We start from the raw sequence: 21,477 nt of genomic DNA, 5'->3' as shown, positions 1-21,477 counted from the left end.
TCTTTATCAGTCAATCAGGCCCGGAAGAAGGTGAATCGTCATCTTCTGTTCATCCAGGTCCACATCCAGAATGCAGTCATGGATCGCCGGAATCAGAACCTCTCCGTGCTCTTTCGAATCTACAATATAGACGTCGTTCGCACCGGTCTCCATCACATCGCGGAGCGTGCCGAACAGTTCGCCGTCCTCGGTGTACATCTGCATTCCCTGCAGGTCTGCGATATAGTATTCGTCCTCTTCCAGCGGAATGGCATCCTCTCTCGTCACATAGAGGCTGCAGCCTTTATACCGTTCGATATCGTTGATGTTGTCAATTCCTTTGAATTTTACAATGGCAAGCTGTTTGAAAAAACGCACGCCAGTTACATGGAGTTCTTTTTTTTCTTTTCCTGTATCGAGAAAAACGCGGTCCAGAGAAAGAAAACGCTCCGGATCTGTCGTCGGGTATACCTTTACCTCACCGCGTACGCCGTGGGTTGTGGTAATTACGCCAATCTGCAAATATTCTTCCATTCAAAAACCCTTTCCAACCAGTTCTACTGTGTATTGCGACTTGAGAAACACGCTTTGCGAGTTTCTCAAGTTATCGCGGCAGTCGCCAAGGTCCCGTGCAAGCACGGACTTTGTCTCGTTGCCCGCGTAAAGAAAGGAACCGGCAACAACTGTCGGTTCCTTTTCCTATCTTTTACTTACTGTAAAATTTCTACGACAACTTTTCTGTCGCTCTTTGAGGAAGCTGCTTTTACAACCGTACGGATTGCTTTCGCAATGCGTCCCTGACGTCCGATGACTTTTCCCATATCTGACGGATCTACTTTGAGTTCCAGCAGAAGGTCATCACCGCTGACGGTTTCTGTCACAACTACCTCAGATGGATGATCAACCAGAGATTTTGCAATTACTTCGATAAGTTCTTTCATTACAAGATACCCCCGTATGAATTATTTCTCGATACCAGCCTGTTTTAAGAGTTTGGCAACGATTTCGGTCGGCTGTGCGCCGTTAGCCAGCCATTTTTTAGCAGCCTCCTCGTTGAAGCTGATTGCGCTCGGCTCGCGGTTCGGATCGTAAGTTCCGATCTCCTCGATGAAACGTCCGTCTCTTGGGGATCTGGAATCTGCTACAACGATTCTATAAAAAGGAGCTTTCTTCTGTCCCATTCTTCTTAATCTCATTTTTACTGCCATTTTTCTTTACCTCCATTGTAAATTCATGTATTTATTTATATTTTTTCTTTTATGCTAAAAGGGAAGTTTGAATCCTCCTCTTTTACCACCCTTACCGACCATTCCGGTCATCTGTTTCATCATTTTTCTTGACTGTTCAAACTGTTTGATGAAACGGTTTACCTCCGCGATGTCAACACCGGCGCCTTTTGCAATTCTCTGCTTTCTCGACGGATTGATGAGATCCGGGTTTTCTCTTTCCTTTGGCGTCATAGAAAGTACAATAGCTTCCTTTCTTGCCATGTCTTTTTCATCCACCATGCTCTCAAGATCCTGGCCCTTCATTTTCGCGCCGACGCCCGGAAGCATATTCAGGATGCTGGAGATGCCGCCCATATTGCGCATCTGCTCCATGGAATCCAGATAATCGTTGAAGTCGAACTGCGCCTTCTTCATCTTCTGTTCCATGGCTTTTGCTTTTTCTTCGTCGATGTTTGCCTGCGCTTTTTCAATCAGGCTCATCACATCGCCCATGCCGAGGATACGGGACGCCATACGGTCCGGATAAAACTGCTCCAGATCCGAAAGCTTTTCGCCCATGCCGACATAGAGAATTGGTTTGCCGGAAACTGCACGGATTGAAAGTGCCGCACCGCCTCTGGTGTCACCATCTAATTTTGTAAGTACTACACCGTCGATGCCGACTTTATTGCTGAACATCTCGGCCACATTGACTGCGTCCTGTCCGGTCATAGCATCTACTACCAAAAGGGCCTGATCCACAGGAACAGCCGCTTTGATATCCTGTAATTCCTGCATCATCTCTTCGTCGATGTGCAGACGGCCTGCCGTATCCAGAATCAATACGTTAAAGCCGTTTGTCTTTGCATGCACCAGCGCTGCCTTTGCGATATCCACCGGACGGTTTTTATCTCCCATAGCGAACACTTCCACACCCTGCTTTTCTCCGTTGACCTGCAGCTGTTTGATCGCTGCCGGGCGATAGACGTCACAGGCGGCAAGGAGAGGTTTTCTTCCCTTGGCTTTTAACTTTCCTGCAATTTTTGCGGTTGTGGTTGTTTTACCGGCTCCCTGAAGACCTGCCATCATAATAATGGTAACTTCACTCGCCGGGCGCAGTGCGATTTCCGTTGTCTCGGAACCCATCAGCTTGACCAGCTCGTCATTTACGATTTTAATGACCATCTGACCCGGATTCAGTCCGTTCATGACGTCCTGTCCGACTGCCTGCTCCTGTACGGATTTGATAAACTGTTTTACTACTTTGAAGCTGACATCCGCCTCGAGAAGTGCCATTTTTACTTCCTTCAGCGCAGTCTTTACATCCGCCTCGGTCAGGCGGCCCTTGCTTCTGAGATTTTTGAAAACATTCTGGAGTTTCTCGGTTAAACTTTCAAATGCCATGCTCAAAGCTCCTCTAATATATCCGATGCAATTGCTGCAATCCGCTGCATCACATCTTCTTTCGGGGTATCACCGGATGGGTCTGTCAGCTTTCGGATCTCGTTTACATTCTCCCGGATCTGCACAAAGCGTTGTACCAGATGAAGCTTTTCTTCATACTCTTCCAGTGTCTTGTTGCAGCGTCTGACCAGATCGTGAACTCCCTGGCGGGAAATGCCCCGCGCTGCCGCAACCTCGCTCAGGGAAAAATCGTTGAGCACCACGTCCTCATATACCTGACGCTGATGTTCAGTCAGAAGTTCGCCGTAAAAATCATACAGTAATGTCTGTTCCAATATTTTTTCCATTGCGATCACCTTGGTTATCATACACGAAAAGGCGCAGGGTGTCAAGTATTTTTTCTTGACAGTTTTAAAATTTTTCTGATCCGTTTCAAAAGCCGCAGAAAGGGCGCATTTTCCGCGTTTTTTCGCAGAAAACACGCCCCTTATAAAGACTTTTGTATACCTACTGCAGCTCCGCAATCCTCGTCACAGCCACATAAATCGACTGAATTTTGTACCATGTCGGATAATCCACAATGCCGGAAACCGGCAGGCCGAACAGCCGCTGGAACGCTTCGACGGCGTCCTGCGTCTCTTCATCGAAATAGCCATTTTCATAGACCGTCGGAATCGATGAATACACCTCCGCAATCACGTTCAGCTGCTCCTGCATCTGCAGTACCTTGTTCCCGGACGAGCCGATGGTGAGGTCATACCCCGGCCAGGAGGACGGGATGCCGGAAATCTCCTCCGCCGTGTTGATATACATATTGTCTCCATAATAATTGCGGAGAATCTGAATCGTTGAATACCCTTGGTCCGCCAGGTTTTTGGACCCCCACTGGCTCATCCAGTTCGGGCAGCTCACACGGTTTCCGTCACAGTACTGCGTCAGAATCGGCTGTTTCACATTCGGGCGCGACAGGTAATCAGCAAAAATCTCATCGACCACAAGGGAAATGCTGTCGAAAATATTCCTGCCGTAAATCCATTTGTGATCGTAGGCCGTCGACGAAGTGATCGTAAAATCGTATCCCTTGTTGCGGTACCATTCTGTATAGACACGGTTCAGCGTAAATGACATGATTGCGAGGATATTCGCCCGGATCGCCGCATCCGGCCATGTTGCATAGATTTCCGAGCACGCCACGTTTTTGATGTAGTCGCGGTACCGCACATAATAGTCGCGTGCCGTGCTGTCGGTCGGCGCTCCGTCGTGGACGATGATATACTCCGGGATCACGACACGGGACAGCACAATCTCACCGCTCTCCCTCGTCGGCTTGATCTCACTTTCCGGAATTTTCGCCGGATATTCGCCGAACAACGTATGGTCCGGGATCGTCACATCCGCAAACGCTGCGCCCTCTGCCAGTTTGAGGTCCACCTGCTGGACGGACTGTTCTCCTGAAAGAAGCTCGGAGCCCGTCACTTCAACCAGTTCATACCCTTCCGCCTCCACTTTCACCGTATATTCGGAATACGGCTGATTCACATTCGGTTCCAGACTGTACTCGAGCGGCGGCGTCGCCAGATCCAGCGTCTCCGTTCTGCCGTCCCCGTCGGTAATCAGCTCCTCGATCACATTCTGCGGATCTCCCGTATACGAAACCGTCACCCGCGCCCCGGAAACAGGCCGCGCCTGGATTCTTGTATTTACCCGGATTTCCAGCCGCCCGCGGTCAGTCATTTCCTGCTGCATACGCAAATTTTTCATAAAAAAGCCCCATATCCTGCACTCCTTTTATGGTATGCAGAATATGAGGCTTTGTTGCTTTTCATTTTTCGATTTACAGGATCCGCTGGACGTCGTGGATCATGACGTAGACCATCAACGCCATCAGAAGCACCAGGCCCGCGAAGTGAACCATACCCTCCAGGTCTCGCCGGATTGGTTTTCTGCGGATGGCTTCTATGATCAGAAAGACAAGCCGTCCGCCGTCGAGTGCCGGGAGCGGCAGCAGGTTCATGACGCCAAGGTTTGATGACAGCAGAATCACCATGTTCAGCATCGTCATCACCGTAACCAGAACGCCCTGCGATTTTACATCATCATAGGCGGTTCCGATCGCATCCACCACGCCGACCGGGCCGGAAAGATCGTTCACAGAATACTGTCCGGTGATCAGCATACTGACGCTGTCAATGACGGTGCGCACCCAGTATTTGATCTCCAGCACGCTGTATTTCAGCACGCCGATCGGGGACTGTTTCTCCCGGAGCTGATACGAAAACTGTACATTCGCATACGTATTTTCAACCGGTGTCACCGTAATCTCTTTCGTCTTTCCGCTGTGCTCATACTCCAGCGTCACAGCGCTTCCATCGAAAGGATGCTCTGTCTGGTAAGCAGTAAAATCTGCCACACAGGTGATCGGCGCTCCGTTGATCGATACGAGCAGGTCGCCCGCGACAACACCCGCAGCGGCAAGCGGCATATTCTGCTGCACATACGTGAATTCCATGCCGCGGTCACAGTCATCGTAGTTAAAGCCCATCATATACCGCGTTGTCACCGTCGGTTCATATGTGATCGTTTTCTTTTCCCCGTCGGCCTTTTTAACCTCCAGCGTAATCTCATCCGTCGGCACACCCCGTACCGTCATCACAGAGTTCAGCTCTTTTCCGATGGAAATATGTCTTCCTTCATAGGAAGTGATGATATCTCCCGCTTCCAGGCCTGCCTCTGCCTCCGGCGAACCGTCTGCCACTTCTGTGACGCGCGCCGGGGAACTTCCCGCGTAACTGATCACAAAGATTGCGCAGAAAAATGCCAGAATCATGTTGAACACCGGTCCCGCCGCAACGACGGAAATTCTTGCCCACACGGATTTGCTGTTAAAGGTTCCTTCCCCCTCCTCTTCACCGTCCTCGCCGAGCATCTGGCACGCACCGCCGAAAGGCAGAAGTTTTAAGGAATAGACCGTTCCTCCTTTTTCTGTCTTTACCACCGTCGGGCCAAAGCCGATCGAAAATTCCGTCACGGTAATACCATTCGCTTTCGCCAAAAGAAAATGCCCCAGCTCATGGATAATGACGGTGATTCCGAAAATGAGTACGGCTATCAGGATTTTTACAATCATGCTGTCTTATTCTCCCATCTTATATCTGTTCGCAATCCATTCATACGTCTCCTGCTCCGCCGCGAGAATCTGCTCCAGCGTCGGATCGGCAATCGTTTTGTGTGCTTCCATTGCACCGGCGATCACGTCGTAAATCTCGAGGAAACGGATCTTCTTCGCGAGGAACAGTGCAACGGCGCGTTCATTTGCCGCATTGAAGACCGTCGGCATGGAGCCGCCCGTCCGGGACGCCTGCATTGCCATCGGAAGGCCGAGGAAGGTATCCATATCCGGTTTTTCAAACGTGATCTGTGTCAGCGCCGCAAAGTCGAGGCGGTCGCCTGCAAGGAAGCGGCGCTCCGGGTAATACAGTGCGTACTGGATCGGCAGTTTCATATCCGGTGTGCCAAGCTGTGCCATGACAGCGCCGTCTTTAAATTCTACCATGGAATGGATAATGCTCTTTGGCTGTACCACAACCTGGATGTGGTCGAGATCAACACCGAACAGCCATTTTGCTTCCATGACTTCCAGTCCTTTGTTAACGAGTGTCGCGGAATCAATCGTGATCTTGTGCCCCATCGACCAGTTCGGATGACGGAGCGCCTGCTCTACCGTTACGTTTTCGAGCTCCGCTCTTGTTTTTCCGCGGAACGGACCGCCGGATGCAGTAATCAGAAGTTTTTCAATTTCTTTTCTGTTTTCCCCGTGCAGACACTGAAAAATCGCCGAGTGCTCACTGTCCACCGGAAGGATCTGCACACCGCATTCCTCTGCCAGCGGCATAATAATGTGTCCCGCCGTTACCAGTGTCTCTTTGTTTGCCAGTGCAATGTCTTTTCCTGCCTTCATCGCCGCAACCGTCGGGCGGATGCCGATCATGCCGACGATCGCTGTCACAAGGATTTCGCTCTCCGGCATCGTGGCAAGCTCGATCATGCCGTCCATGCCGCTGCCGATTTTTACAGGAAGATCCTTCACTCTGTCACGGAGTTCTGCCGCTTTCGCCTCATCGCCGACTGCCGCAAACTTCGGATGAAATTCCCGGATCTGCTGCTCGAGCAGTGTAATATTACTTCCGGCGCTGATGCCGACCACCTCAAGATCGCCGTTGGCACGCACGACATCGAGGGTCTGGGTTCCGATCGAACCGGTTGAACCAAGAATTGCTATTTTCTTCATATTCCAGTTTCTCCCATCTGCTTCCCGTTTATGCTGTAGGGGAAGCTTTTTTAATGAATCAGAAGCACCGACAGGAAATAGATGATCGGTGCGGTAAAGATCACGCTGTCGAAGCGGTCAAGAATACCGCCGTGGCCCGGAATCAGCTTTCCGTAATCCTTGATGCCCTGATTTCGTTTGATTGCGGATGCCGCAAGGTCTCCGACCATGGAGATCAGCGCGCCGACACCGCAGATGATGGCGTATTCCACCATGCCGCCCTTTGTCGCAGCCGCATAGATGATGCCGAGCAGAATCGCTCCGACGACACCGCCGACAGCTCCTTCTACGGATTTTTTCGGGCTTAAAACCGGCGCCATTTTATGTTTTCCAAAGAGTACGCCGACACAGTATGCACACGTATCGCAGCCCCAGGAGCACAGGAAAATCAGCCATACATGGAATTTTCCGCCGTCCAGCATACGGGTCTGATATACATAGGAAAGCATTACGCCGACATAGACAATCGCAAAGAACGCCGGCATCACCTGATTGGCGTTGTATTTCGGATAAGTAAATACGTATACTGCCATCAGAAGCACGAGATCCAGGATCAGCGCGAGCATCTGGTACATCGGGTCATGAAGCAGCAGGGACAGATAGAAAATCACAACGCCCGCATAGCCCGTAATTTCCAACAGATTCCATTTATCTTCTCTTACCTTCATCACGCGGAACAGCTCTCCTGCGCCGATCAACGACAGGCACAGAACCGTCATATAGAGCACAGTTCCGCCGCTGCAGATCGTAAGCAGCGCCACAAGGACGAGCACGATGCCGCTTAACAGTCTTGTCTTAAACATCTTTTTTATTCCTCCTTCACGCCGCCGTAACGCCGGTCTCTGTTATTATATTGTTCGATGGCTTTTCTCAATTCCTCTTCGTGGAAATCCGGCCACGGAACCTCGGTAAAGTAAAATTCCGTGTAGGCCAGCTGCCACATCAGGTAGTTGGAAAGGCGCTGCTCGCCGCTTGTACGGATCAGAAGATCTGGATCCGGGATTCCGGCGGTGTCGAGGTAGCTCTCAAAACACTGCTCCGTCAGTTTTCCGTTCTCATCAAACGCATTCTCTGCGAGAGTTCCGTTTTTCACATCCTCGATCATGCGGGTCATGCCGCGCAGAATCTCATCGCGGGAACCGTAGTTCATTGCGATCTGGAAGTACATGTGATCGTAATCTTTGGAGCACTCCTCCAGTTCATGAATGCTGTCCTGAATATCCTGCGGGAATGCGCTCGGATCTCCGATGATTTTGACGCGCATCTGATTTTTATGTGCTTTTTTGATGCATCGTTTCAGATACTGGCGGAACAGCTTTAAGAGGCCCTCCACCTCGGCGCGGGAGCGTTTCCAGTTCTCGGTTGAGAACGCATAGACGGTCAGATATTTGACACCCATGTCTTTAATCACGTCACACATTTTTTCCAGATTGTCGCATCCGACGATATGGCCGTAGCCGCGCGGCATATTGCGTTTTTTCGCCCATCTGCCGTTTCCGTCCAGGATGATGGCGATGTGATTCGGCACTTTTAATTCATTATCCATACTTTTTTCCTCCGTAAACGATAACAGGCTGCCTGCAAATGACAGGCAGCCCCTCGTTTTCTTTGTATTACACGGTCATAATTTCTTTGGATTTTACGTCCACCATCTGATCTACTTCTTTGATATATTTGTCTGTTAATTTCTGGGTCTGCTCCTCGAGCTCTTTGATTTCGTCCTCGGAAACGTCCTCTTTGGCAAGTTTCTTGAACGCATCATTGGCATCGCGGCGGATGTTGCGGATGGCTACCTTTGCGCCCTCTGCTTTTTTCTTTACCTCTTTTACCAGCTCTTTACGACGGTCCTCGGTAAGCTCCGGGAATACCAGACGGATGACTCTTCCGTCATCGGACGGGTTGATGCCAAGGTCAGACATCATGATCGCTTTCTCGATCTCTTTTACCAGGGATGCTTCCCACGGCTGGATCTGGATCATACGTGCTTCCGGAACAGAGATGTTTGCCACCTGCTGCAGCGGAGTCGGTGTTCCATAGTAATCTACAGTAATGCGGTCCAGTACGTGCGGGTTTGCACGGCCTGCGCGGATGGTTCCGAATTCGGAATCGAGGCTTGCAATGGATTTGCCCATTTTTACCTCAAACGGTTTTACTCTCTCGTCGATCTGATTTGCCATATTAAATTTGTCCTCCTGCTATCTCTTATACGGTCACAGTTCTGCGAACTGTGACATTCGCAGCTCTCATTTAAAGTTTTGCTTCGCAAAAGGAGAGCTGCTCACACCTGAATCATTTTCTTACGCAGTAAAACAGCAAGTGTTTTACTGCTGAATTTTTATTAATTATACCGTTACTCTTGTGCCGTTAATTTTTCCGTTTGCAGCATTTACAATGCTGTTCTCTTCATTTAAACCAAATACCAGCATCGGCATTTTGTTTTCCTTGCAAAGGATGGATGCGGTCATATCTACCACTTTCAGATCCTTTTCAATGACTTCCTGAATGGAAATCTCGTCAAATTTCTTTGCATCCGGGTTTGTTTTCGGATCGCTGTCGTAGACACCGTCTACTGCTTTTGCAAGCAGAATCTCGTCTGCCTCGATCTCAATCGCGCGAAGTACGGTTGCCGTATCGGTTGAGAAATATGGATGGCCTGTACCGCCGGCAAAGAATACAACCATGTTGTGCTGGAAATATTTGTTTGCACGGTCTTTGGAAAATCCTTTTGTGAACTCTCCGCATGGAAATGGAGTCAGAACTGCGGTCATCATTCCCTGGGAACGGAAGATTTCTGATACATAGATACAGTTCATAACGGTTGCCAGCATACCGATCTGGTCTGCTTTGGTACGGTCGATATTTTCGGAACTGCGTCCTCTCCAGAAGTTTCCTCCTCCGATTACGATGCCGACTTCAATCCCCTGGTCTACCAGAGTTTTTACCTGTTTTGCCACTTTTGTGACGGTCGGCTCGTCAAAACCGGTGTGTTTCTCTCCTGCAAGAGCTTCTCCGCTCAATTTCAGTAATACTCGTCGTTTCATCTTGCATCCTCGTTCCTTTATGATATTTTTTCACAAATGTCTTGCATTTATGAAATGATTATACCATCTGTTCCCAAAAACGACAAGGGCAAAATTCGTTTGTGTTCCGCAGATTGTCTGCCGCTGCGAGAATCCGTCTCCACTGCAGATATTCCGTCGGCGTCCGGTGCAGATACGCTTTGAAAATCCGCTGACATTCCCGTGGAGAGAGGTGAACGCTTGCGGCGATTTCTTTTAAAGTGAGCGGCTCCGTCAGATGGTTTTCCACCCAGGACATCATCTCTTTGATGTGCATTTATACTCTTCGCCCTGTTTCTCGTCCCGTCGATCGGATACCGCGCCGGCTGCTTCTGCGAACCGACGACCTGGATCATCTGTTGTGTGGTAATCTGTATTTTTACATTCACCATTCGAAAAGAATTCCGCGATACGGCGGCATAAAAACCATAAAAAAATCTCTGTCGGAAGTTCAGACTCCTGACAGAGATTTTTTATAGATTCATTTTAGATCTGCGCTACGACAAAGATATCATAAATTGCTTTGATTGCTGTTTCAAAGTCGCGGTTTTCAACGCCAATGATGATGTTGAGCTCGCTGGAACCCTGATCGATCATCTTAACGTTGACGTGTGCATGCGCCAGTGCAGAGAAAATCCTTCCGGCTGTGCCTCTCGTTCTTCTCATGCCGCGGCCTACAACAGCGATCAGCGCCAGATCGGATTCAAGATCAATAGAATCCGGCTGTACGGCACGATGCAGTCCTGCGATAACCTGCTGTTCTTTTGCTGCAAACTCACTCTGATGAACAAATACCGTCATGGTATCGATGCCGGACGGCATATGCTCAAAGGAAAGATTGTTGTCCTCAAAAACACCGAGCACTTTTCTGCCAAAGCCGATCTCGGTATTCATCATGCTCTTCTCAACCGTGATGGATGCAAAGCCTTTCTTTCCGGCGATACCGGTGATGGTGAATTTCGGTTTGCTGCAGGTATTCTCCACGATCATGGTTCCCGGATCCTGCGGTGCGTTGGTGTTCAGCACGTGGATCGGGATTCCCTCCTGACGGAGTGGGAAGATGGAGTCCTCATGAAGGACGGTAGCTCCCATGTAGGAAAGCTCACGCAGCTCACGGTAGGTAATGGTGGAAATGACTTCCGGATCCTTGACGATACGCGGATCGGTTACCAGGAAACCGGAAACATCGGTCCAGTTCTCGTAGATGTCAGCGTGTACGGCCTTTGCCACGATGGAACCAGTGATATCGGATCCGCCGCGGGAGAAGGTTTTTACGCTTCCGTCCGGTTTTGCGCCGTAGAATCCAGGAACGACTGCGTTATCCAGATCTTTTAAACGCTCGGAGAGCACTTCGTCAGTCTTGTCTGCAAGGAAGTTTCCGTTCTCATCGAAGCAGATCACTTCTGCAGAATCAATATACGTATATCCCAGATAATTTGCCATCACGATACCGTTCAGGTACTCTCCGCGGGATGCGGCGTAGTCCTCTCCGGCTGCTGCGGCAAAGTTTTCTGCGATTTTTTCAAATTCCGGGGAAAGATCCAGGCTGAGGTTCAGACCGTCGATGATCTCCTGATATCTCGCTTTGATGTTCTGCAGTTTCTTCTTGAAATCTCTTCCAGCAACTGCAGTGCGATAGCAGTCATACAGCATATCGGTTACTTTCGTATCAGCAGAATTTCGTTTTCCAGGAGCGGAAGGTACCACGTATCTTCTTCCCTCATCTGCGCGGATGATGTCTCCGACCTTCTTAAACTGCTCTGCGCTCGCGAGGGAACTGCCGCCGAATTTTACTACTTTCTTCATAATAATCTCTCCTTGCGTTCTTTTCGGATATCTTTCGAAATCTCGTTTTTCAGCCCGTCACTTTAACGTTAGAAAGCTGTTACGTACTAGATTAGAACAAAATCCCGTATGCGTCAAGAACTTTTTGGGCTGATTTATTCATTCCACAGATAAATTTCCGGTTTTTTCTCCATTTCATAGGAGAATGTCTCTCCAAGCCCGTAAACTGCCTGGCTTAATACGTACTCGCCGTTGTTTGCATAGATTTCGATCATATTCGGATCCACGAAAATCTCAAGAAGATCGCCCTCTTTTAACTGCGGCGTCTCGGCATGAAGCCATCCTTTTGCACCGGATGGATAGACATCCGTGCGGTCTGCGCAGACTTTTCCGCTCTGCCGCCAGATCTTATAGCCGCCGATTTCCAGGCTCTCACCCTCTTTTAATTCGGCGCGGATCATGGCACACTCTCCGCATGCCGAAACGAGGGAATCCGTCTTTTTGCAGAATCCGTCGCGGATGGCAGGCAGAACACGGAAGTAAATATGATCGTTCTGTACATCCACCACACGCGGCAGGCAGAACATGCCTTGCCATATACCATCTACCGGTTCCGGCATCCGAAGCCATGCGATGGAAATCCGGTTTCCGTCCGCATCCGTCATGGTCTGCGGTGCATAGAGGTCACCGCCGCAGTCCAGAAGCTGCCAGTTCTCCGGAAATTTCATTGTGCAGGTTTTTTCATCAAACTCAGGCAGCATACAGATCGCCCGATCCGCATAGCCGTCGGGGTCCTCGATCAGTTCCATCGGGGAGAATACAAAGACGCTGCGTCCGTTTACGTTAAAGAGATCCGGGCACTCCCACATCCAGCCGAGCTTCTGTTTCGTCGTCGCCTGTCCGGCCAGATGCCAGTGGGAAAGATCCTCACTCTTATAGAATAATGCCTCGCCCTTGTGATCCTTCGTCGTGCTTCCAAGCACCATATACCATGCGTCGCTTCCCTTCCAGACTTTCGGGTCACGCGTGTGCGTATTGTCGCCGATTTCCGGATCGGTGAGTGCCGGGATAACAACCTCCTTATCCCCGAAGACATCAAAATGCATACCGTCCTTCGAAGTAAGGTGAAGCTGCGCCGAGGTAAAATCCTGATCAAGGCACTGATGAATATCCTTCGGATTTACCTGATTATAGTGAACACCCGTGTAAAAGAGATGCATCACGCCGTTCTCTTCTACTGCGCTTCCGGAAAAGCAGCCGTTCTGGTCCTCGGAAAGACTCGGGAACAGGGCAACGCCGACATGCTCCCAGTGAATCAGATCCGGACTCACCGCATGGCCCCAGTGCATGGTGCCCCAGCGCGGCGCGTACGGAAAATGCTGATAAAAAAGATGATACTGTCCCTTATAATAAATCATGCCGTTCGGGTCATTCACCCAGTTGCCCGGCGCTTTTACGTGTAATCTGTTTTTCATGTGTTTGATTTCCTTTCTGTCTCTTTCTTGTTGTCTCTGATAAGAAAAGCCGGAAAAAGAAAGCATTTTTAATTCCGCCCTCCTTTGCCCGGCTTGTTCTTGATTTCTATGATTTACTTATTTGACTGCTCCGGCTACGACACCGTTGATGATCTGTTTCTGCAGTGCCACGTACAGAATCAGGATCGGGATGACGCAGAGCAGAAGACCTGCCATGATGGTTCCGTAATCTGCGGAGTAAGTTCCGTAGAAGCTGTAGGTGGAAAGCGGCAGAGTCAGCAGCTTTTTGTCGGTCAGCACCAGGGACGGCAGCAGGAAGTCATTCCAGAATGCCATCGCATTCATGATTACCATGGTGGAAATGATCGGCTTTAACAGCGGGAACACGATGCGGAAGAAGGTCTGGGTGTGGGTACAGCCGTCGATGTAAGCGGCCTCCTCCAGCGCCAGCGGGATACTTCCGCGGATGAATCCGTGGAACATGAACACGGACATCGCCATGGAAAATCCGGTGTGCATGAAGATCAGGGTCAGTCTGTGGTTCAGAATGTTTAAGGTTCCGCCGTATACACTGACAAGCGGGATCATGATTGCCTGGAATGGAATGATCATGGATGCAACCATCAGTGCAAAGATGATATTGGAAAATACGTTGACATTACGCACGATGTAGTAAGCCAGCATAGCTGCGAGTACCGTAACCAGTACGGTTGCTGTTACGGTTACAACCAGAGAGTTCTTGAAGGCATTCAGGAAGTTCATCTGATTGAATGCTTTTACAAAGTTGTCAAACGAAAGACCTTTGATCGTAAACAGCCAGGAGAACGGGCTCTTGATGATATCACGTTTCTGTTTTAAGGAGTTGATGATAACCATGACAAACGGGAACATGAACGCACAGAAAACGATGATCATAAGGAGCATAGCCAGCGCGTCAGTTACTTTTTTCTTTGTTCCGCCAATTTTCTTCTGATTCATTATGCTTCAACCTCCCTCTTCTTGGTGGTGTATACCTGAATACCGCTGATGCAGGCTACAATGATAAACAGGATAAAGGCTTCTGCCTGGCCGACACCGAACTGTCTCGATGTGAATGCTTTCTCATATACGTGCATGGCTGCCATCTCGGTGGTTCCGTACGGAGCACCGCCGGTTAAGGACAGGTTGACATCGTATACCATGAACGCACGGGACAGGGTCAGGAAGAGGCAGATAGTAACGGAGGACATCATCAGCGGAAGGATAATGTTTTTCATTTTTACCCAGCCGGATGCACCGTCGATGCTTGCCGCCTCGAGCACGTCCTCGGAAAGTCCCATAAAGCCGGCGACGTAGATCAGGATCATATAGCCTGCCAGCTGCCATACTGAAACGAGCACCAGCGCTGCAAATGCTTTGTTCGGGGTAGAAAGCCAGGAAATTTCAAACAGGCTCCATCCTGTGGTCTCACCGATGCTGACGAAAACACGGGAGAATACGAACTGCCAGATGTATCCAAGTACGATACCGCCGATCAGGTTCGGGGTGAAAAATCCGGCGCGGAAGAAGTTCTGACCTTTGATGCCGCGGGTCAGAATATAAGCCAGTAAAAAGGCGATCACATTGACGAGAACAACAACCGCAATGACATATTTAAAGGTTAACAGCAGGGATTTCCAGAACTGCGCGTCGCGCATAACGGCTGCGAAGTTGGAAAGTCCTACAAAGTTTTTCACGCTGGAAACACCGTTCCAGTCGGTTAAGGTCAGGTAAATACCGTAGATAAACGGTACCATGACGACTGCCAGGAAGCAGAACAGGCCCGGCAGCGCAAATACACAGAAATCTTTTCCCTTGTTGCTTGATTTCATTTTCGTTCCTCCTTCATATCCTCCGGCTTACTGCTCATCCCAGTATGCCTGGATGGAATCTATCAGTTCCTCGCGGTCACTTCTTCCGGCCAGATATTTCTGCATTGCCGCACCAAGGACAGACCAGTGATCGTTCGGCACGATCGCAGATGCGTTGAATGCTCCGCCGTTCTGTACTTTTTCGTAAATGTCGCGGCTTAACGGATCGCTTGGCTCGTTCGGGTTGTTTTTAAACGGAGGGATCAGGCTGCAGGTCTTTACAACCATCTGCTGTCCGATCTCACTGTAAACCAGCCAGTTCAGGAACTCTTTTGCTGCTGCTTTCTGCTCGTCGGTAGCCACGATATCATCCAGCATGATCTGTTTGGACGGGGATGCCTGGATTTTGCTGTTGACGAAGTCGTCCGGATCATTGTTCAGGAAGTATGGAAGGAAACCGTACTCGTCGGTCGTCTCGGCTCCTGCCTCCTCAAGGTTCGGCCATGCCCAGTTTCCGTTGAACCAGAAAGCGGTTTTTCCGTCTGCCAGGTCAATTGCCATCTCATCGTAATCTGCGCCGAGTGGATCGCCCTTTGCTACGTTGTACTCTTTTAACAGGTCAAAGGTATTCAGGAACTCGTTCATGCGGGTGTAGTCCGGCAGATATAAGGTTCCGTCCTTCAGCTCGTTGATGACTTCTGCTGCACCGTCGGAGGTTCCGTTGTATGTCTCGTAGATGTACTGCAGCTGGTGTGCTCCAAGGGACCAGTCTTCTTTTGCCATGGAGATCGGATTCTTCATTCCGTTGTCCCGCAGGCTCTGGAGAAGTGCTGCGAAATCGTCCTGGGTTTTGATATCGGATGGATCGAACTCGGTACCTAAGGTATCTTCAATCACGCTCTTGTTGTAGATAATACCGCGGCCCTCGATACAAAGCGGGAAGCTGTAAACCTTTCCGTTGATTTTGGTCAGGTACTCTTCTGCCTCGCCGGTCCATGCTTCATTGCTTAAGTCGGCTGCTTTTTCTTCTGCCAGTGCAATGACATCGGTCGTATCCAGAATGGAAAGTGTCGGCGGGTTTCCGGAGTTGTAGAGGCTGACTACTTTGGTATAAGGAGAATCGCCGTCCGTTACCGGCATGATCTCAATATGTACGCCTGCTTTCTCCTCGAACACTTTTGCAATCTCTTCCAGTGCTGTCTGGATTTCTGCTTTTGTGTTCATGATGACGATACTCGTTCCGGAAAGCGACGTATCGTACTGGAAGGTATCGGTGGTCATGTCGATCGGCACTTCTTCTTTTACTGCGTTCGGGTCATCCGGATCGCTTGCGAAGCCGAAGGTGCATCCGGTCAGTGCAGAAGTAAGAAGCACGCCAGACATTCCAAGAGCTGCCGCCCTGGCACTAAATTTCTTTCTCATCACAATTCCTCCTGTTATCTCTGGACAGCTGGTCCTGTCCTTCGTTTTGTGTAACCGGTCAAGTAACCGGTTACTTTCATTGTCTTTATCATAGCATTGACAGTGGGTTTCGTCAATATTTTCTTTACTTTTCGTGATTTTCCATAATTTTGTTTTTGGCTTTTGTGGAACTTTTACAAAACCGGTTACTTAACCGATTCCCGCTTGTTCCGGCGGGCGAGAAATGTTATACTATCTTCATATATTATTTGTTTTTTTCTGAAAGCTTACATGATTCACGCAACACTTTTGAAGGGAAGGACACTTGAACTTATGGCACGAAAAAAAAATGTAACCTTTAATGATATTGCACAGTACACGCATTTTTCCAAAACAACCATTTCCCGGTATTTCAACAACCCGGATTCCCTGACACCGGAAAATCAGCAGATCATTTCCGATGCACTGGATAAACTGAACTATAAAGAAAACAAAGTGGCAAAAATTCTCGCGAACGGACAGACCGAATTTGTCGGCGTCCTGATCCCGAGTCTCTCCATGAACTACTATTCCGAGATGCTGAATCAGATTCTTGCTTCTTATGAGAAATATGGCTATAAATTCCTCGTCTTCGCCGGAAACGGCCACGACGAGACGGAGCACCGCTACATTCAGGAGCTGATGTCGTACAAAATCGAGGGCCTCATCGTCCTCTCCCATACACTCTCCTCCCGCGAACTCTCCGATCTGCAGATCCCGGTCGTTGCAATTGAGCGCGAAGACCAGTTCGTCAGCAGTGTCAATACAGACAACTACCTCGGCGCGTACGAAGCGACTTCGCTTCTGATTCATAACCACTGTGATGTCCTGATTCATCTGAACTCACCGACCAAAGAAAATGTTCCTGCCTACCGCCGTCTCGCCGGTTTCCAGGATGCCTGTATAAAGGCCGGTGTACCGCACAAGGTTATCATTCGGGATTTTGGACTCTCCTATCAGGAAGCCGCAGCACCGCTGCAGGAAATCTTTGACAACATCGAACAAAAATATGCCGGTCAGAAAAAGGGCATCTTCCTCTCCAACGATGATCATGCCAATATTCTTTTAAATCTTCTGATCCGCAAGTACCATACCCTGCCGAACGATTACGAACTCATCGGCTTCGACGGTGCGCCGATTTCCGAGCAGGCTATCTATCCGATCAGCACTGTCGGCCAGCAGATTGACCAGATTGCAGACGAGGCTGTTTCCCTTCTGGTCTCCCAGATGCAGGAACGGAAAAAACGCCACCCGGTGCCGCTTGCCGAGCCGGTTCACAAGACCGTTCCGCCGCTTCTGATCCGGCGTCAGACGACCACTTGATTTTAAAAGCAGATTTCTATCATAAAAATGTTTTTATCAAAAAAGTGTCATCCACCTGCGGGCTGTGTGCCCTGCAGCTTGTGGATGACACTTTTCTTATCTTCTTACTCTTTTTTAGTTCTGTCCGTAATAAGCATTTGCACCATGCTTACGGTAATAGTGTTTATCCTGCAGCTCCTGCGGTGCCGGCTGGATTCTCGGGTTGATGGTCTCGGCACGGTATGCCATTTTGGCAACCTCTTCGAGGACAACAGCATTGTGAACAGCCTCATGCGCATCTTTGCCCCAGGTGAACGGTCCGTGGTTCTTGCAAAGAACGGCCGGAACGGCTTTTACATCTTTTCCCATCCGTTTGAACTCATTGACGATCAGATGGCCGGTGTTTTCCTCGTATGCCTCGTCAATCTCTTCTTTTGTCAGGCAGCGCAGGCACGGTACTTCACCGTAGATGTAGTCTGCATGGGTTGTTCCGTAGCACGGAATGCTTCTTCCCGCCTGTGCCCAGCTTGTCGCATAGGAGGAATGGGTGTGAACAATGCCGCCGATCTCCGGAAATGCTTTGTACAGCTCCAGATGGGTCGGGGTGTCAGAAGACGGACGGTAGCGTCCTTCTACTTTGTTTCCGTTCAGATCCATGACAACCATATCGTCCGGTGTCAGCAGGTCGTAATCCACGCCGCTTGGTTTGATGACGAACAGACCGCTTTCCCGGTCAATCTCGCTGACATTTCCCCAGGTAAAGGTAACCAGTCCGTATTTTGGAAGAAGCATGTTGGCTTCGTATACTCTTTTTTTCAGTTCTTCTAACATTGTGTTGTCCTTTCTGTCTTTCCCAAACGATGGTTCATTTTAAGCTCTCTACTGCTGCACGCTCAATCGGCAGGCCTTTTTTGTAGCGCTCGGTGAATACTTCAAATCCAGCGACGTCTGCCGGGTCCGGATCCATCTTGGTTCCGGCATTTCCTGCGAAGACTTTTGCATCGAGGTAATCCTCGAGTGTTTCATTCTCTTCTTTGTTGATCATATAAGAAGCCAGCAGTGCGATGCCCCAGGCTCCGCCCTCTCCTGCTGTCTCCATGACGGAAACCGGTGCGTCGATGGCACCTGCGAGGATCTTCTGGCCGACACCTTTTGTCTTGAAGAGACCGCCGTGGCCGAGAATCTGGTCGACCTGCACATGCTCCTCTTTCATCAGGATATCAAGGCCGACTTTCAAGGCGCCAAGGGAAGTAAACAGGTTGACTCTCATAAAGTTTGCCAGATTGAATTTCGCATCCGGAGTACGTGCGAAGACAGGACGGCCCTCGTTGAAGCCGGTTACGTGCTCGCCGGAGAAGTAGTTGTAGGCAAGGAGTCCGCCGCAGTCTGCGTCGCCCTCCAGGGCTTTGTTGTACAGCTTGCCGAACAGATCATTCGTGCTGATTTCCATGCCGAAGGTCTGCGCAAATTCACGGAAGAGATTGACCCATGCATTCAGATCAGAAGTACAGTTCTGGCAGTGCACCATGGCAACCGGATGACCGGACGGGGTTGTTACCATATCGATCTCCGGGTATACTTTGGAAAGGTTCTTCTCCAGAACGATCATAGCAAAAACGGAAGTTCCGGCAGACACGTTTCCGGTTCTGACGCGGACGCTGTTTGTTGCTGCCATACCTGTTCCGGCATCTCCCTCCGGCGGGCAGAGCGGAATGCCTGCTTCCAGATTTCCGGACATGTCGAGAAGTGCGGCACCTTCTTTTGTCAGAACACCGGCATTGTCACCTGCGGTCAGAACGTGCGGCAGAACATCGAGTGCTTTCCATGAATATGCTTTGTCTGCGACTGCCTCGTCAAATTTGGCGATCATGTCGGCAAAGTAAGTGTTGGTTTCAGAATCGATTGGAAAGATTCCAGATGCCTCGCCGACACCAACGACACGCTCGCCGGTCATTTTCCACTGAATGTATCCGGCAAGGGTTGTCACGTAGTCGATATCTGCCACATGCGGCTCACCGTTTAAGATTGCCTGATACAGATGGGCGATAGTCCATCTCTGCGGGATGTGGAATCCGAAAAGATCGGTCAGCTTCTCGCTTGCTTCTTCTGTGATATTGTTTCTCCAGGTGCGGAACGGCACGAGGAGGTTTCCTGCTTTGTCAAATGCCATATAGCCGTGCATCATGGCACTGAAGCCGATGGCTCCGACGCGGGTCAGGGTGATGTCGTATTTTTCTTTAACATCAGCTGCCATTTTGGTATAGGCATCCTGCAGGCCCGTCCAGATGTCCTCGAGGGTGTAGGTCCACACGCCGTTGTCGTAGCGGTTTTCCCACTCGTGATCTCCGGATGCGATCGGGGCGTTGTCTGCGCCGATCAGGACGGCTTTGATTCTGGTTGAGCCGAGCTCAATACCAAGTGCTGTTTTCTGTTCGAGGATTGCTGTTTTTGCATCCATTCCCATTGTTTTTTCCTCCCTTGGGTTCTTTTCTATTTTTTCGTCTCTGTTGACAGATTTTTTCCTGCGGTGGATTCTCTTACGATGAGTTCCGGGGAAATCAGGCGTTTGACGCTGCTTTCTTCTTCCGGGACTTTTCTGATTTTTTCGAGAATGAGCTCTGCTGCCATCTCACCGAGTTTTTCCTGCGGATGGGCAATGGTCGTGATCCCGATCGGACTGCTCTGGCCGATCAGCGAGTTGTCGTATCCGGTGACGGCGATGTCTTCCGGCACGGAGATTCCCTTTTCTTCCAGCATGGAGATGACGGCGAGCGCGATCTGGTCGTTGTAGCAGACGGCGGCATCGACGGACTTTTTGCTGTCGAGCAGCATGGAAAGCATCAGGGACGGTTTGGTTTTCCGGTCCTCGGTGTGAAACCAGATGACGTTTTCGGGATCATACGGGATTCCGCTTTCCTGCAGCGCCTGCACGTAGCCTTTATGGCGCTGGGCGCCCTGGCTGTCGTCGGCCTTGAAGATGCCGATGATGTTTCGTCGGCCGGTCTCTAAAAGGTGCCGGGTCAGCAGATAGCCGCCTTTGCAGTCATCCATCAGAATGCAGGGCTTGTCTGCCATTTGGGGGTAGCAGCCCTGGATGAAGACATACGGGATCTGGTACTTGTCCAGCATTTCGTACAAGTTGATGTGGCGGCAGAGGATCTGGCTTTTGCTCGGCTCGATGATGAGGCCGTCGATGGGCTTGTCGAGGAGTTCTTTTAAGACTTTTTCTTCTTTGGAGCGGCTGTTGCAGGTGTTCTTTAAGATAATGCTGTAGCCGTTTTCGCTCAGCACTCGATCCATTCCCTGGATGAGGCGGGGGAAGATGTAGTCGGACAGGTAGGTGGTGGTGACGGCGATGTTTTTTGAATTATGACGCTGGATTACGCGCTCGGAGCAGAAGGTTCCTTTGCCGTGCTGGGCGGTAATGTAGCCTTCATTTTCGAGAAGAGCGAGGGCCTTTCGGACAGTGTGGCGTGATAGGGCGTATTCCCGGGTCAGTTCGTTTTCGGAGGGAAGCTTCTGGCCGGGTTTTATGGTTCCGGAGAGAATCTGCTCTTTTAGGGCTTCCATCAGGGTGTAGTATTTGGCTTTGCCGGTGGTTGGTTCCATGTGATTGGTGATTCCCCTTTCTGGAATTTATAATACAACTTGTACGGTTGTCGTGACAAG

22 protein-coding genes are annotated in these 21,477 nt (G+C 50.0%); 1 reads left to right on the top strand and 21 read right to left on the bottom strand.

The annotated features are described in order from the left end of the window. Positions 1-6: 6 nt before the first annotated feature. The 18 genes from rimM to DWX26_RS01335 all read right to left on the bottom strand — a co-directional run bounded on the left by rimM (position 7) and on the right by DWX26_RS01335 (position 16,488). On the bottom strand, positions 7-513 hold the full coding sequence (gene rimM, locus DWX26_RS01420; protein ID WP_022461508.1) for a ribosome maturation factor RimM: 507 nt from the start codon (positions 511-513) through the stop codon (positions 7-9). A 176-nt stretch (positions 514-689) separates the two neighbouring features. After that, complete coding sequence (locus tag DWX26_RS01415) at positions 690-920, bottom strand: KH domain-containing protein (RefSeq protein ID WP_022461507.1); 231 nt, start codon at positions 918-920, stop codon at positions 690-692. A 21-nt stretch (positions 921-941) separates the two neighbouring features. Further along, positions 942-1,187, bottom strand: a complete 246-nt coding sequence (gene rpsP / locus DWX26_RS01410; RefSeq protein WP_022461506.1) for a 30S ribosomal protein S16 — start codon at positions 1,185-1,187, stop codon at positions 942-944. Between the two features lie 54 nt (positions 1,188-1,241). After that, positions 1,242-2,591, bottom strand: a complete 1,350-nt coding sequence (gene ffh, locus DWX26_RS01405) for a signal recognition particle protein (protein WP_118600598.1) — start codon at positions 2,589-2,591, stop codon at positions 1,242-1,244. A 2-nt stretch (positions 2,592-2,593) separates the two neighbouring features. Then, positions 2,594-2,938: a YlxM family DNA-binding protein gene (gene ylxM / locus DWX26_RS01400; protein ID WP_330377042.1), complete on the bottom strand. Its 345-nt coding sequence runs from the start codon at positions 2,936-2,938 to the stop codon at positions 2,594-2,596. 160 nt (positions 2,939-3,098) lie between these two features. After that, positions 3,099-4,352: a peptidoglycan-binding protein gene (locus DWX26_RS01395; protein WP_117509058.1), complete on the bottom strand. Its 1,254-nt coding sequence runs from the start codon at positions 4,350-4,352 to the stop codon at positions 3,099-3,101. A gap of 73 nt (positions 4,353-4,425) precedes the next feature. After that, entirely contained in the window at positions 4,426-5,718 is a 1,293-nt protein-coding gene (gene rseP, locus DWX26_RS01390) for an RIP metalloprotease RseP (RefSeq protein WP_022461502.1), read from the bottom strand. A 6-nt stretch (positions 5,719-5,724) separates the two neighbouring features. Beyond that, complete coding sequence (locus tag DWX26_RS01385) at positions 5,725-6,879, bottom strand: 1-deoxy-D-xylulose-5-phosphate reductoisomerase (RefSeq protein WP_055266585.1); 1,155 nt, start codon at positions 6,877-6,879, stop codon at positions 5,725-5,727. Positions 6,880-6,929: 50 nt separating this feature from the next. Next, a complete protein-coding gene (locus DWX26_RS01380; protein ID WP_022461500.1) occupies positions 6,930-7,721 on the bottom strand; it encodes a phosphatidate cytidylyltransferase in 792 nt (263 codons plus the stop codon). A gap of 5 nt (positions 7,722-7,726) precedes the next feature. Beyond that, on the bottom strand, positions 7,727-8,464 hold the full coding sequence (gene uppS / locus DWX26_RS01375) for a polyprenyl diphosphate synthase (protein WP_022461499.1): 738 nt from the start codon (positions 8,462-8,464) through the stop codon (positions 7,727-7,729). A 67-nt stretch (positions 8,465-8,531) separates the two neighbouring features. After that, complete coding sequence (gene frr, locus DWX26_RS01370; protein WP_373141022.1) at positions 8,532-9,050, bottom strand: ribosome recycling factor; 519 nt, start codon at positions 9,048-9,050, stop codon at positions 8,532-8,534. Positions 9,051-9,260: 210 nt separating this feature from the next. Further along, a complete protein-coding gene (pyrH, locus tag DWX26_RS01365) occupies positions 9,261-9,959 on the bottom strand; it encodes a UMP kinase (RefSeq protein WP_022461497.1) in 699 nt (232 codons plus the stop codon). Between the two features lie 58 nt (positions 9,960-10,017). Further along, the gene (locus tag DWX26_RS01360) at positions 10,018-10,254 is read right to left on the bottom strand and encodes a helix-turn-helix domain-containing protein (protein WP_118594719.1); all 237 of its coding nucleotides are present in this window, start codon (positions 10,252-10,254) and stop codon (positions 10,018-10,020) included. 209 nt (positions 10,255-10,463) lie between these two features. Next, positions 10,464-11,783 carry an aspartate kinase gene (locus tag DWX26_RS01355; protein WP_117800910.1) on the bottom strand — a complete coding sequence of 440 codons (1,320 nt, stop codon included), beginning with the start codon at positions 11,781-11,783 and terminating at the stop codon, positions 10,464-10,466. Between the two features lie 134 nt (positions 11,784-11,917). After that, the gene (locus tag DWX26_RS01350) at positions 11,918-13,237 is read right to left on the bottom strand and encodes a glycoside hydrolase family 32 protein (RefSeq protein ID WP_118594786.1); all 1,320 of its coding nucleotides are present in this window, start codon (positions 13,235-13,237) and stop codon (positions 11,918-11,920) included. 117 nt (positions 13,238-13,354) lie between these two features. Further along, positions 13,355-14,215 carry a carbohydrate ABC transporter permease gene (locus tag DWX26_RS01345; RefSeq protein ID WP_022461494.1) on the bottom strand — a complete coding sequence of 287 codons (861 nt, stop codon included), beginning with the start codon at positions 14,213-14,215 and terminating at the stop codon, positions 13,355-13,357. Next, entirely contained in the window at positions 14,215-15,087 is an 873-nt protein-coding gene (locus DWX26_RS01340; RefSeq protein WP_022461493.1) for a carbohydrate ABC transporter permease, read from the bottom strand. The genes DWX26_RS01345 and DWX26_RS01340 overlap by 1 nt, the downstream gene beginning before the upstream one ends. Before the next feature lie 27 nt (positions 15,088-15,114). Further along, entirely contained in the window at positions 15,115-16,488 is a 1,374-nt protein-coding gene (locus DWX26_RS01335; protein ID WP_117760371.1) for an ABC transporter substrate-binding protein, read from the bottom strand. 312 nt (positions 16,489-16,800) lie between these two features. On the opposite strand from DWX26_RS01335, the gene DWX26_RS01330 reads away from it, so the two are divergent. Next, a complete protein-coding gene (locus DWX26_RS01330; protein WP_117812866.1) occupies positions 16,801-17,829 on the top strand; it encodes a LacI family DNA-binding transcriptional regulator in 1,029 nt (342 codons plus the stop codon). Between the two features lie 114 nt (positions 17,830-17,943). On the opposite strand, the gene DWX26_RS01325 is transcribed toward DWX26_RS01330, so the two are convergent. From DWX26_RS01325 to DWX26_RS01315, 3 genes are read right to left on the bottom strand one after another with little or no spacing between them, the layout of a single operon-like run. Next, positions 17,944-18,639 (bottom strand): L-ribulose-5-phosphate 4-epimerase, encoded by a 696-nt coding sequence (locus tag DWX26_RS01325; protein WP_022461490.1) that lies wholly within the window; start codon positions 18,637-18,639, stop codon positions 17,944-17,946. A gap of 34 nt (positions 18,640-18,673) precedes the next feature. Continuing rightward, complete coding sequence (locus DWX26_RS01320; protein ID WP_334294850.1) at positions 18,674-20,266, bottom strand: xylulokinase; 1,593 nt, start codon at positions 20,264-20,266, stop codon at positions 18,674-18,676. 32 nt (positions 20,267-20,298) lie between these two features. Continuing rightward, positions 20,299-21,417 (bottom strand): GntR family transcriptional regulator, encoded by a 1,119-nt coding sequence (locus tag DWX26_RS01315; protein ID WP_117760372.1) that lies wholly within the window; start codon positions 21,415-21,417, stop codon positions 20,299-20,301. Positions 21,418-21,477: the final 60 nt, after the last annotated feature.

This window comes from Blautia sp. AF19-1 (assembly GCF_003479155.1).
GTDB classification, from domain to species: domain Bacteria; phylum Bacillota; class Clostridia; order Lachnospirales; family Lachnospiraceae; genus Fusicatenibacter; species Fusicatenibacter saccharivorans.
The sequence above is the reverse complement of the archived record's forward strand: the minus strand, read 5'-3'. Positions and strand labels throughout refer to the sequence as shown.